This is a genomic window from Streptomyces pseudogriseolus (genome assembly GCA_002154585.1).
In the GTDB taxonomy this organism is placed as follows: domain Bacteria; phylum Actinomycetota; class Actinomycetes; order Streptomycetales; family Streptomycetaceae; genus Streptomyces; species Streptomyces pseudogriseolus.
The window spans coordinates 1-11634 of the sequence record MUNG01000178.1; the positions used below are offsets into that span (position 1 = coordinate 1).

The 11634-nt window shown below is 72.4% G+C and carries 12 protein-coding genes; 5 read left to right on the top strand and 7 right to left on the bottom strand.

Annotation, left to right across the window (positions count from 1 at the left end; translation table 11 throughout):
* Together CCN29_RS17310 and CCN29_RS17315 are read left to right on the top strand one after the other, a co-directional pair.
* Nucleotides 1-491: NUDIX hydrolase (locus CCN29_RS17310; protein WP_503167721.1), on the top strand; the 491-nt coding region annotated here is incomplete at its 5' end.
* Complete coding sequence (locus tag CCN29_RS17315) at nt 488-1318, top strand: MBL fold metallo-hydrolase (protein WP_006132547.1); 831 nt, start codon at nt 488-490, stop codon at nt 1316-1318. The genes CCN29_RS17310 and CCN29_RS17315, both read left to right, overlap by 4 nt.
* Before the next feature lie 75 nt (nt 1319-1393).
* Here CCN29_RS17315 and CCN29_RS17320 read toward each other — a convergent pair whose 3' ends face one another.
* On the bottom strand, nt 1394-2068 hold the full coding sequence (locus CCN29_RS17320; RefSeq protein ID WP_006132548.1) for a Crp/Fnr family transcriptional regulator: 675 nt from the start codon (nt 2066-2068) through the stop codon (nt 1394-1396).
* A 276-nt stretch (nt 2069-2344) separates the two neighbouring features.
* Between CCN29_RS17320 and nth the strand changes: the two genes are divergently transcribed.
* The 3 genes from nth (at nt 2345) to CCN29_RS17335 (ending at nt 5483) form a co-directional block, all read left to right on the top strand.
* The gene (gene nth / locus CCN29_RS17325; RefSeq protein WP_086682960.1) at nt 2345-3451 is read left to right on the top strand and encodes an endonuclease III; all 1107 of its coding nucleotides are present in this window, start codon (nt 2345-2347) and stop codon (nt 3449-3451) included.
* A 91-nt stretch (nt 3452-3542) separates the two neighbouring features.
* Complete coding sequence (locus CCN29_RS17330) at nt 3543-4238, top strand: NUDIX hydrolase (RefSeq protein WP_006132550.1); 696 nt, start codon at nt 3543-3545, stop codon at nt 4236-4238.
* Between the two features lie 45 nt (nt 4239-4283).
* Nucleotides 4284-5483 carry a MarP family serine protease gene (locus CCN29_RS17335; RefSeq protein ID WP_006132551.1) on the top strand — a complete coding sequence of 400 codons (1200 nt, stop codon included), beginning with the start codon at nt 4284-4286 and terminating at the stop codon, nt 5481-5483.
* Between the two features lie 102 nt (nt 5484-5585).
* Here CCN29_RS17335 and CCN29_RS17340 read toward each other — a convergent pair whose 3' ends face one another.
* From CCN29_RS17340 to CCN29_RS17365, 6 genes are all read right to left on the bottom strand, one after another.
* Nucleotides 5586-5768: a hypothetical protein gene (locus CCN29_RS17340; RefSeq protein ID WP_078492825.1), complete on the bottom strand. Its 183-nt coding sequence runs from the start codon at nt 5766-5768 to the stop codon at nt 5586-5588.
* A gap of 102 nt (nt 5769-5870) precedes the next feature.
* Nucleotides 5871-6821: an alpha/beta fold hydrolase gene (locus CCN29_RS17345; protein ID WP_006132552.1), complete on the bottom strand. Its 951-nt coding sequence runs from the start codon at nt 6819-6821 to the stop codon at nt 5871-5873.
* Nucleotides 6818-7306, bottom strand: a complete 489-nt coding sequence (locus tag CCN29_RS17350; protein ID WP_006132553.1) for a phage holin family protein — start codon at nt 7304-7306, stop codon at nt 6818-6820. The genes CCN29_RS17345 and CCN29_RS17350 overlap by 4 nt, the downstream gene beginning before the upstream one ends.
* A gap of 85 nt (nt 7307-7391) precedes the next feature.
* The gene (gene nhaA / locus CCN29_RS17355) at nt 7392-8825 is read right to left on the bottom strand and encodes a Na+/H+ antiporter NhaA (RefSeq protein WP_031062718.1); all 1434 of its coding nucleotides are present in this window, start codon (nt 8823-8825) and stop codon (nt 7392-7394) included.
* 331 nt (nt 8826-9156) lie between these two features.
* Nucleotides 9157-11112 (bottom strand): acetate--CoA ligase, encoded by a 1956-nt coding sequence (gene acs / locus CCN29_RS17360; protein ID WP_031020038.1) that lies wholly within the window; start codon nt 11110-11112, stop codon nt 9157-9159.
* Nucleotides 11113-11306: 194 nt separating this feature from the next.
* Nucleotides 11307-11634, bottom strand: a 328-nt coding sequence (locus CCN29_RS17365) for a carbonic anhydrase (RefSeq protein WP_442538397.1), incomplete at its 5' end; no start/stop codon positions are given.

Below are 11634 nucleotides of genomic sequence, written 5' to 3' on the forward strand. Positions count from 1 at the left end.
CGTGCGACGAGCGCGGCGCGGTCCGCCTCCCAGTCCGCGCCGCGCTCGTCGCACGGGAGCTGTCCTTCGCGGAGTTCCTCGACCGGCGCGGCCTGGTGCTGCGTTCCGACCTGCTGGGCGCCTGGACGCGCTGGATCACCCCCGAGTTCGAGCCGCGCCGCTACGACACGTGGTTCTTCGTCGCCGCCCTCCCCGAGGGCCAGCGCACCCGCAACGCCTCCACGGAGGCCGACCGCACGGTGTGGATCCCCCCGCGCGAGGCGGCCGACGGGTACGACCGGGGCGAGCTGCTGATGATGCCCCCGACCATCGCGACCCTGCGCCAGCTCATCGCGTACGGCACGGCCGCGGAGGCGCTCGACGCGGCGCCCGCGCGGGACCTCACGCCGGTGCTGGCCTCCGCGCGCCTGGTGGACGGCGAGATCGTCCTCTCCTGGCCCGGGCACGACGAGTTCACCAAGCACATCCCGACCGGGGGAGCCCCCGCATGACGGACGCCACCGCCCTCCCCGGCCAGCCGCGCGGCGGGGTCCTGTCCGGTCCCGCGACCGCGCGGGCCGTCAACGTGCTCGCGCCGAACGCCTCGGCGATGACCCTGGACGGCACGAACACCTGGATCCTGTCCGAGCCGGACTCCGACCTCGCCGTCGTCGTCGACCCGGGGCCGCTGGACGACGGGCATCTGCGGCACGTCGTCGGCACCGCCGAGCAGGCCGGCAAGCGGGTCGCCCTCACCCTGCTGACGCACGGTCACCCCGACCACGCCGAGGGCGCCGCCCGGTTCGCCGAGCTGACCGGCACGAAGGTGCGCGCCCTGGACCCGGCGCTGCGGCTCGGCGACGAGGGTCTGACCGCCGGGGACGTCGTCACCGTGGGCGGCCTGGAGTTGCGGGTCGTCCCGGCCCCGGGGCACACGGCGGACTCCCTGTGCTTCCATCTGCCGGCGGACCGGGCGGTCCTCACCGGCGACACCGTGCTGGGGCGGGGCACGACCGTCGTCGCCCACCCCGACGGCCGCCTCGGCGACTACCTCGACACCTTGCGCCGGCTCAGGTCCCTCACCGTCGACGACGGCGTCCACACGGTCCTGCCGGGACACGGACCGGTGCTGGACGACGCCCAGGGCGCCGTCGAGTACTACCTCGCGCACCGCGCCCACCGGCTCGCCCAGGTGGAGACCGCCGTCGAGAACGGCCACCGCACCCCCTCCGAGGTCGTCGCCCACGTCTACGCCGACGTCGACCGCTCCCTGTGGCCGGCCGCGGAACTCTCCGTACGGGCCCAGCTGAAGTATCTGGAGGAGCACGGCATTCTTTAGGGTCGGCACGGCTACGACACGCCCGCGCCCCCACGGCCGGGGCCGTGGGGGCGCGGAGGGTCTGTGGGAGCCGCGTCAGCGGGAGCGCTTGGCGAGCCGCTCCACGTCGAGCAGGATCACCGCCCGGGCCTCCAGACGCAGCCAGCCGCGCTGGGCGAAGTCCGCCAGGGCCTTGTTGACCGTCTCGCGGGACGCGCCGACCAGCTGGGCCAGCTCCTCCTGCGTGAGGTCGTGCACCACGTGGATGCCCTCCTCCGACTGCACGCCGAAGCGGCGGGAGAGGTCCAGCAGGGCGCGCGCGACACGGCCCGGGACGTCGGAGAAGACCAGGTCGGACATGGCGTCGTTGGTCTTGCGCAGCCGGCGGGCGACGGCGCGCAGCAGCGCGGTGGCGACCTCGGGGCGGGCGCTCAGCCAGGGCGTCAGGTCGCCGTGGCCCAGGCCCAGCAGCTTCACCTCGGTGAGCGCCGTGGCGGTCGCCGTGCGCGGACCGGGGTCGAAGAGGGACAGCTCACCGATCAGCTCGCCCGGGCCGACCACGGCCAGCATGTTCTCGCGGCCGTCGGGGGAGGTGCGGTGCAGCTTCACCTTGCCCTCGGTGACCACGTACAGGCGGTCGCCCGGGTCGCCCTCGTGGAACAGTGAGTCGCCCCGTGCCAGGGTCACCTCACTCATGGAGGCGCGAAGCTCCGCGGCCTGCTCGTCATCGAGCGCCGCGAAAAGCGGGTTCCGCCGCAGAACGTCGTCCACGAGTTCTCTCCTCTTCGACCTGCTCAGGGGATCTTGGTTCCCCTGCGTGCCAGGGGACCGTGGTTCCCATTTTGCCGGACCGTGCAAACAGTGTGATCTGTCACAAGGATGCCGCACCGGTCGGCCCGGGTATGCGGCAGGGGTCCAATTGGACGCCGATCCTCTGGGGCCGGGGCGGATGTCCGTACCGGGTCGTAGGCTGGCCGGGTGTCCAAATCGCCGGTGAGAGCACAGGCCGAGGGGGCTGCGCGGGTGAGTGCAGAACGCGATTCCGCTGTGGGCGAACAGGGCTCCGATGGCGGCAGGAAGACGGCGAAAGCCGCGAAGACGGCTGCCGCCGGGGCGCCTGACGCGGCCAGGGAGGCCGCCTCCGCTTCCGGGAGGAGGGCTGCCCCGGCGAGGAAGGCTGCCCCGGCGAGGAAGGCCGCCGCCGGGAAGAAGGCCGCCTCCGCCCCGGCGAAGAAGGCCGCCCCTTCCAAGAAGGCGTCCGCCAAGAAGGCCGCTCCCCTCAAGAAGGCCCCCGCCCCCAAGAAGCAGCTCGTCGCCCCCAAGAAGGCGACCGCCTCCGTGCCGGCCGCCCCGGCGAAGACGGTGGCCGCGCATCCGCGGGGCGAGTCCCGTACCGCGCTGGTGCGCCGGGCGCGCCGGATCAACCGTGAGCTCGCCGAGGTGTACCCGTACGCCCACCCCGAGCTGGACTTCGACAACCCCTTCCAACTCGTCGTCGCCACCGTGCTGTCGGCCCAGACCACGGACCTGCGCGTCAACCAGACGACCCCCGCGCTGTTCGCGAAGTACCCCACCCCCGAGGACCTGGCTGCCGCCGACCCGGAGGAGGTGGAGGAGATCCTCCGCCCCACCGGCTTCTTCCGTGCCAAGACCAAGTCGGTCATCGGGCTGTCGAAGGCGCTGGTGGAGCAGTTCGGCGGGGAGGTGCCGGGGCGGCTGGAGGACCTGGTCAAGCTGCCCGGCGTCGGCCGCAAGACCGCGTTCGTCGTGCTGGGCAACGCCTTCGGGCGGCCCGGCATCACCGTCGACACCCACTTCCAGCGCCTGGTACGCCGCTGGAAGTGGACCGACGAGACCGACCCCGACAAGATCGAGGCGGCGGTCGGCGCGCTGTTCCCGAAGAGCGACTGGACCGACCTGTCCCACCACGTCATCTGGCACGGCCGCCGCATCTGCCACGCCCGCAAGCCCGCCTGCGGCGCCTGCCCGATCGCCCCGCTCTGCCCGGCCTACGGCGAGGGCGAGACGGACCCGGAGAAGGCGAAGAAGCTGCTGAAGTACGAGAAGGCCGGCCAGCCGGGCCAGCGGCTGAAGCCGCCGCAGGCGTATCTGGACGCCGGCGGCCGGGCGGCCCCGCCGCTGGGGGCCGGATGAGGGCAGGCGGGACGCCCCTGCGCGCCGCGGAACGATCTCGGGACCGTCGCGCGTTGGAGCCGTGGGACGGGGCCGGACGACGGGGGTGGGCATGACGCGGGCGAGCGGGACGCAGGGCGGTCCGGTGGCCCTGAGCAGGGACGGGCTGCCCGAGTGGCTGGACCCGGTGGTCCGCGCCGCCGAGACGGTCCGGCCCACGCAGCTCAGCCGCTTCCTGCCGCCGCGGGACGGCTCGGGACGGCAGTCGGCCGTCCTCATCCTGTTCGGCGAGGGCGAGCGGGGTCCCGAGCTGTTGCTGATGGAGCGGGCCAGTTCGCTGCGCTCGCACGCCGGGCAGCCGTCCTTCCCGGGCGGCGCCCTCGACCCCGAGGACGGCGACCCGCGGGGCGACGGCCCGCTGCGGGCGGCGCTGCGCGAGGCCGAGGAGGAGACCGGGCTCGACCCGTCCGGCGTGCAGCTCTTCGGCGTGCTGCCGGCGCTCTACATCCCCGTCAGCGAGTTCGTCGTCACGCCGGTGCTCGGCTGGTGGCGTGCGCCCAGCCCGGTCGGCGTCGTCGACCCGAACGAGACGGCGCGGGTGTTCACCGTGCCCGTGGCCGATCTCACCCACCCGGACAACCGTGCGACCGCGGTCCACCCCAGCGGCTTCCGTGGTCCCGCGTTCACGGTCGAGTCGGCCCTCGTGTGGGGGTTCACCGCGGGCGTCATCGACCGGTTGCTGCACTTCGCGGGCTGGGAGCGCCCGTGGGATCGGGAGAAGCAGGTCCCGCTGGACTGGAGGGCGTGACAGGGTGGGCGCCGTGCTGCGTAGGACGAGGCGAGGCTTGAATCGGTGAACGTGCTGGACATCCTGCTGCTGGTGGCAGCCGTGTGGTTCGCCGTGGTCGGCTTCCGACAGGGCTTCGTCGTCGGCATCCTGTCGGTGATCGGCTTCCTCGGGGGCGGTCTGATCGCCGTCTACACACTGCCGGTCATCTGGGACGCGCTCACGGACGACTCCGAGGTGAGCACCACGGCGGCCGTCGTGGCGGTGGTGGTGGTCATAGTGTGCGCCTCGGTCGGCCAGGCCCTGACCACCCATCTGGGCAACAAGCTGCGCCGCTACATCACCTGGTCCCCGGCCCGGGCGCTGGACGCCACCGGTGGCGCCCTCGTCAACGTCGTCGCGATGCTGCTGGTCGCCTGGCTGATCGGCTCCGCCCTCGCCGGGACGACGCTGCCGACGCTCGGCAAGGAGGTGCGCGGCTCCAAGGTGCTGCTCGGCGTGTCCCGGGCGCTGCCGGACCAGGCCGACATCTGGTTCGCCGACTTCTCCTCCGTCCTCGCGCAGAACGGCTTCCCGCAGGTCTTCAGCCCGTTCGCCAACGAGCCCATCACCGACGTCAGTCCGCCGGACCCGGCGCTCGCGGGCAGCCCCGTCGCCGCCCGCGCGCAGCGCTCCATCGTCAAGGTGACGGGCACGGCGACGAGCTGCGGCAAGGTCCTGGAGGGCACCGGCTTCGTCTTCGACGACCGGCGCGTCATGACCAACGCGCATGTGGTGGGCGGCGTCGACGAGCCCGTCGTGCAGATAGGCGGCGAGGGCCGCCGGTACGACGCCACGGTCGTCCTGTACGACTGGAAGCGCGACATCGCCGTGCTCGACGTGCCCGATCTGGACGCGCCCGTGCTGCGGTTCGCCACGGAGGACGCGAGCAGCGGGGACAGCGCGATCGTCGCCGGCTTCCCGGAGAACGGCGCGTACGACGTCCGCGCGGCGCGGCTGCGCGGGCGTATCACGGCCAACGGCCCCGACATCTACCACCGGGGCACGGTGCGCCGCGACGTGTACTCGCTGTTCGCGACGGTCCGTCAGGGCAACTCCGGCGGCCCGCTCCTCACCCCCGAGGGTGAGGTCTACGGCGTCATCTTCGCGAAGTCGCTGGACGACGCCGAGACGGGATACGCGCTCACCGTGGACGAGATCCGCGAGGACATCGCCCGGGGCCGCAGCGCCGCCCAGGAGGTCGACAGCGACAAGTGCGCGCTCTGAGCGGGAACCGGACCGGGCGCCGACGGGACGTCAGGAACGGCCGGTGTCAGGAACGGCCGGGTGTCAGGGACGGCCCGGCGTCACGGACGGCCGGGCGGACCGTCAGCCGCGTGGGTGACGCAGCCGGACCGACACCCAGCGCGCGCGGCGGCGGAGAATGCGCGGGATGCCGACCCTGAGATCCGTAGCTGCCATCTGTGGTGCACCGCCTCGCTGGTGGGAGCCCACACCGCTCGCCGAGCGGCGATTGCGGCTTGCGTCACTGTAGTCGTGCGTCCAGCCCATACCCGGACGTGTGCCCCTGCCCCAAGGTCGATAACCGCCTGAAGGGCCGCCAATTGGCCTATGCGCCAGGCAATTGGCGTTCGTAGGACAAGCGTTCCCGGCTCACCGGTCCGGCTCGGGATCCTTCAGCCAGTTGATCAGCTCCGTCGAGAAGGTGACCGGGTCCTCCTCGTGCGGGAAGTGCCCCAGCCCGTCGAACAGCCGCCAGCGGTACGGCGCTTCGACGTACTGCCCCGAACCCGCGGCGCTGCGCGTACGTACCACCGGGTCCAGCGAGCCGTGCAGATGCAGCGTCGGCACCCGCACCGGGCGCTTCATCCTGCGGTTGAACTGGATGCCGTCCGGGCGGGCCAGCGACCGCACCATCCACCGGTACGGCTCGATCGAGCAGTGCGCCGTGGACGGGATGCACATGGCGCGCCGGTAGGTCTCCAGGGTCTTCTCGTCGGGCGGCTGGGGCCCGGACCACTCCGTGATGAGCCGCGCCACCATCGCCCCGTCGTCCGCGGTCAGCTGCCGCTCCGGGATCCAGGGCCGCTGGAAGCCCCAGATGTGCGACTGGGCGGCCGTCTGGCGGGCGTCGGCGAGCATCGAGGAGCGCCAGCGCCGCGGGTGCGGCATCGAGGACACCGCGAGGCGCCGTACGAGCTTGGGGCGCATCGCCGCGGCCGTCCAGGCGAGGTAGCCGCCCAGGTCGTGGCCGACCAGCGCGGCGTCCGGCTCGCCCAGAGAGCGGACGACGCCGGTGATGTCGAGGGCGAGGTTGGCCGGGTCGTAGCCGCGCGGGGTGCGGTCGCTGCCGCCGACGCCCCGCAGGTCCATGGCGACGGCCCGGAACCCGGCGTCGGCGAGCGCGGTCAGCTGGTGCCGCCAGGTCCACCAGAACTGCGGGAAGCCGTGCAGCAGCAGCACCAGCGGGCCGTCGCCCAGCTCCGCGATGTGGAAGCGGGCGCCGTTGGCGGCGACGTCACGGTGGACGAGTCCGGGGGCGTCCGGAAGGTCCAGGCGTACGACCGAGGGAGGCTGCGCCGAAGGAGTGGCGGGGTCCGTCATGAGGACGAGCGTGCCACAGCCTCGACGGCCTCGGGGCCACGGTGCGCGGGGAGGGCCGGACGCGGATGCGGCTTGGCCTTCTGCAGGACGCCTGCCGTCTCCTTCACCGAGGCGGCGACCTTCTGCGGGCCACGGCCCTTCTTGGCCTTCTTGGCGAAGGTGACGCCGATGAGCGCGAGGACGCCGGCGACGAGGCAGTTCGCCGCGAACGACAGCAGGAAGCACACCGCCATGTTCCAGCCGCTCCAGGTGCGGATGCCGTAGGCGAGGGCGAAGTTCAGCATCGGCAGGGAGAACAGCAGCAGAACGCCCGCCGCCATGAACGCGCCGCCGCTGGTCGCGCCCCGCTTCACGTCCTGCCTGAGCTGCGCCTTCGCCAGCGCGATCTCGTCGTGCACCAGCGCCGACATCTCCGCCGTCGCCGTGGCGAACAGCTGGCCGATGCTGCGTTCGGCGCCGACCGGGCTGCCGTCGGGTGCGCTCATCGCGGTCTCCCTCTTCTCCGTACGCCTCGCGTACGTCCGTCGTGCCTGCGCGGGACGTTCCCGTCTTTTGTACCGTCTCGTCAGATCATGCCGGACCGTCGTGCCGATCGCCTGCCCCGCCCGGCACTTGTGCAAGCGCGTCTCGCGCGGCGGCCTTCTCGCGGGCGAGCCGCCGGTGCTCGGCGGCCTTCTTCTCGAAGATGCGGGCCATGCGCAGGTGGTACTCCGGGTCGTCCTGCTCGTAGACGTCCGGGACGCCGTCCTGGTCCTCGTCCCGCTCCTCTTCGTCGGCCAGCCTGCGGTACCTGGCGTTGCGGATCTTCAGCAGCACGGTCGCCAGGGCGGTGGCGATCAGCGAGCCGGCCAGGACGGCCGCCTTCACGCTGTCCGTCATCGCCGCGTCGTCCTCGAACGCCAGCTCCCCGATGAGCAGCGACACGGTGAAGCCGATGCCGGCGAGCGTGGCCACCGCGAACACGTCCGCCCACTCCAGGTCGTCGCTGAGCGAGGCGCGCGTGAAACGGGACGTCAGCCAGGTGCCGCCGAACACGCCGAGCGTCTTGCCGACGACCAGGCCGAGGACGACGCCGAGCGTCTCGGGCTGCGTGAACACCTTCGCGAGCGCGTCGCCGGAGACCGCGACACCGGCGCTGAACAGCGCGAACAACGGGACCGCGAGCCCCGCCGACAGCGGCCGGACGCGGTGCTCGATCCGCTCGCCCGGCGACTGCTCCTCGCCCTCCTCCCGGTGGCAGCGCAGCATCAGGCCCATCGCCACGCCGGCGATGGTGGCGTGGACGCCGCTGTTGTACATCAGCCCCCAGATCACCACGGCCAGCGGCACGTACACGTACCAGCCGCGCACGCGCCTGCGCAGCAGCAGCCAGAAGACCACCAGGCCCGCGACCGCGCCGCCGAGCGCCGCGAAGTTCAGCCCGTCGGTGAAGAAGACCGCGATGATCAGGATCGCGAACAGGTCGTCCACGACCGCGAGGGTGAGCAGGAAGGCGCGCAGCGCGCTGGGCAGCGAGGTGCCGATGACGGCGAGCACGGCCAGCGCGAACGCGATGTCGGTGGCCGTGGGCACGGCCCAGCCGGCGAGGGAGCCGCCCTCCGCTCCGCTGGTCAGTGTGTAGACGAGGGCGGGCGCGATCATGCCGCACAGCGCGGCGGCGACGGGGAGCGCGGCGGCCTTGGGGTCGCGCAGGTCACCGGCGACCAGTTCCCGCTTGAGCTCGATGCCGGCGACGAAGAAGAAGACGGCGAGCAGACCGTCGGCCGCCCAGTGCGCCACGGACAGGTTCAGCCCGAGCGACGCGGGGCCGACGTGCCAGTGGCTGACGCTCTCGTAGCTGTCGTGCAGCGCGGGTATGTTCGCCCACACCAGGGCGGCGACGGCGGCGAGCAGCAGCAGGACGCCCCCGACGGTCTCGGTGCGCAGCGCGTCCGCGACGAAGTTCCGCTCGGGCAGGGTGAGGCGGCCGAAGGCCTTGCGGGGGGTGGGGGTGGGGGCGCTCACGGGCGGTTCCTCCGGTCGTCGGGCAGCACGAATCGCGTGCCGACCAGACTTCCCGGCGCCCCATGAGACAGCTTGTTCCTGTCGAGCGTAGCCAACGCGCGTACGGGACGCACCAGCGGCATGGGTGCGGTGCGGCCGTCGTGTTCCGCGGCGGCTGTCGTGATCTGCGGCGGCTGTCGTGATCCGCCGCGGCCGTCGGAGGCGGGCGCCCCGCCGACGGGAACCGCCCGTGTCCCCGCGGGTGGGGGGGCACGGGCGGTGACGTGGCCGGGCGGGCGGAAAGCGGACTGGGGCTCGTCCGGGTCCCGCCCGCGTGCGGCCGGGCGTCCGGTCAGTCCTCGCTCGGCGCCGCCGGCAGCTTCGCCTGGATGAGGTCCATGACCGTGGAGTCCGTCAGCGTGGTGACGTCCCCGAGCTGGCGGTTCTCCGCGACGTCCCGCAGGAGACGGCGCATGATCTTGCCGGAGCGGGTCTTCGGCAGCTCGGCCACCGGCAGGATCCGCTTCGGCTTGGCGATCGGGCCCAGCGTGGCGCCCACGTGGTTGCGCAGCTCGCCGACGAGGTCCTCGCTCTCGGCGGCCGTGCCCCGCAGGATGACGAAGGCGACGATCGCCTGGCCGGTCGTCTCGTCCGCCGCGCCCACCACGGCCGCCTCGGCGACCGACGGGTGGGAGACCAGCGCGGACTCGACCTCCGTGGTGGAGATGTTGTGGCCGGACACCAGCATCACGTCGTCCACCCGGCCCAGCAGCCAGACGTCGCCGTCGTCGTCCTTCTTCGCGCCGTCACCGGCGAAGTACTTGCCCTCGAAGCGCGACCAGTACGTGTCGAGGAAGCGCTGGTCGTCGCCCCAGATGGTGCGCAGCATCGACGGCCACGGCTCGGTCAGCACCAGGTAGCCGCCGCCCCCGTTGCCCACCTCGTTCGCCTCGTCGTCCACGACCGTGGCGGAGATGCCCGGCAGCGGGGTCTGCGCGGAGCCCGGCTTGGCGGAGGTCACGCCCGGCAGCGGGGAGATCATGATGCCGCCGGTCTCGGTCTGCCACCAGGTGTCGACGACCGGGGTGCGGTCCGCGCCGATGTTCTTGCGGTACCAGATCCACGCCTCGGGGTTGATCGGCTCGCCGACGGAGCCGAGCACGCGCAGCGACGACAGGTCGAACTTGGCGGGGATGTCGTCGCCCCACTTCATGAACGTGCGGATCGCGGTGGGCGCCGTGTAGAGGATCGTCACGCCGTACTTCTGCACGATCTCCCAGAAGCGGCCCTGATGGGGCGTGTCCGGCGTGCCCTCGTACATGACCTGCGTGGCGCCGTTGGCGAGCGGCCCGTAGACGATGTACGAGTGCCCGGTGACCCAGCCGACGTCGGCCGTGCACCAGTACACGTCGGTCTCCGGCTTGAGGTCGAACACCGCCCAGTGCGTGTACGACGTCTGGGTCAGGTAGCCGCCGGAGGTGTGCAGGATGCCCTTCGGCTTACCCGTGGTGCCCGAGGTGTAGAGGATGAACAGCGGGTGCTCGGCGCCGAACGCCTCCGGGGTGTGCTCGCTGCTCTGCCGGTCGACCACGTCGTGCCACCACACGTCGCGGCCCTCGGTCCAGGCGACGTCCTGGCCGGTGCGGCGGACGACGAGGACGTGCTCCACGTTGTCCACCCGGGTGACGGCCTCGTCCACGGCCGGCTTCAGGGCGGACGGCTTGCCGCGCCGGTAGCCGCCGTCGGCGGTGATGACGACCCGCGCGTCCGCGTCCTGGATGCGGGTGGCGAGCGCGTCGGCCGAGAAACCGCCGAAGACGACCGAGTGCGCGGCGCCGATGCGGGCGCAGGCCAGCATCGCGACGGCGGTCTCCGGGATCATCGGCATGTAGACGGCGACCCGGTCGCCCTTGCGCACCCCGAGCTCCAGCAGGGCGTTGGCCGCCTTGGACACCTCGTCCTTGAGCTGGGCGTAGGTGATGGAGCGGCTGTCGCCCGGCTCGCCCTCGAAGTGGATCGCGACCCGGTCGCCGAGCCCGGCCTCCACGTGCCGGTCGACGCAGTTGTAGGCGACGTTGAGCTCGCCGTCCTGGAACCACTTGGCGAACGGCGGGTTCGACCAGTCGAGGGTCTCGGTGGGCTCCTTGGCCCAGGTCAGCCGGCGGGCCTGCTCGGCCCAGAAGCCGAGCCTGTCAGCCTTGGCCTGTTCATACGCCTCCGCGGTGACGTTGGCGTTCGCGGCCAGGTCGGCGGGGGGTGCGAAGCGTCGCTCCTCCTTCAGGAGGTTGGCCAGGCTTTCATTGCTCACGGCATCTGCCTTTCCCAGGGTGTCCGTTGTGTCCCAGGCCACAGCTCATCAGACCCGGGGGTGCGCTGACAAGGGTCGACGGGAAATTGGTTTAGACCTGTCGGGGGTGTCGTGCGACTGCCCGACACCCCTTCCCACGGGACAGGGGGCAACCCGGTTCAAGAGGTGTAACGCCTCTCACACCCGGGCGTCCGTCACACCGCCAGATCCACGTCTCTCACCCGGTCGAACACCCTGTCCTCCTCCTGTTCGGCGAGGAGATACGCCTGGGCCTCACCCACATGGAAGTACACCCCGTGCAGTTCGAGCCGTCCCTCCTTCAGCGCGCGGGCGACCGACTCGTGGGCGCGCAGATGCTCCAGCTGCTGGACCACGTTGGTCAGGCAGAGCTGCTCGACGTCGTCGGCGGGGGCCCGCCCGGCCAGCCGCGGCGCGGGCGCACCGGTGTCGCGCAGTCGCTCGAGGCTCGGCCCGCCGTGCCGGAGCCAGCGCGCCAGCGGTGTGGCTGCGGGGGAGGCGGGG

Excerpts from the sequence above, each read along its gene's own strand:
- CCN29_RS17340 (WP_078492825.1), bottom strand. The coding sequence starts at position 5,768 with ATGGGCTGGACGCACGACTACAGTGACGCAAGCCGCAATCGCCGCTCG.
- CCN29_RS17315 (WP_006132547.1), top strand. The coding sequence starts at position 488 with ATGACGGACGCCACCGCCCTCCCCGGCCAGCCGCGCGGCGGGGTCCTG.
- CCN29_RS17330 (WP_006132550.1), top strand. The coding sequence starts at position 3,543 with ATGACGCGGGCGAGCGGGACGCAGGGCGGTCCGGTGGCCCTGAGCAGG.
- CCN29_RS17345 (WP_006132552.1), bottom strand. The coding sequence starts at position 6,821 with ATGACGGACCCCGCCACTCCTTCGGCGCAGCCTCCCTCGGTCGTACGC.
- CCN29_RS17350 (WP_006132553.1), bottom strand. The coding sequence starts at position 7,306 with ATGAGCGCACCCGACGGCAGCCCGGTCGGCGCCGAACGCAGCATCGGC.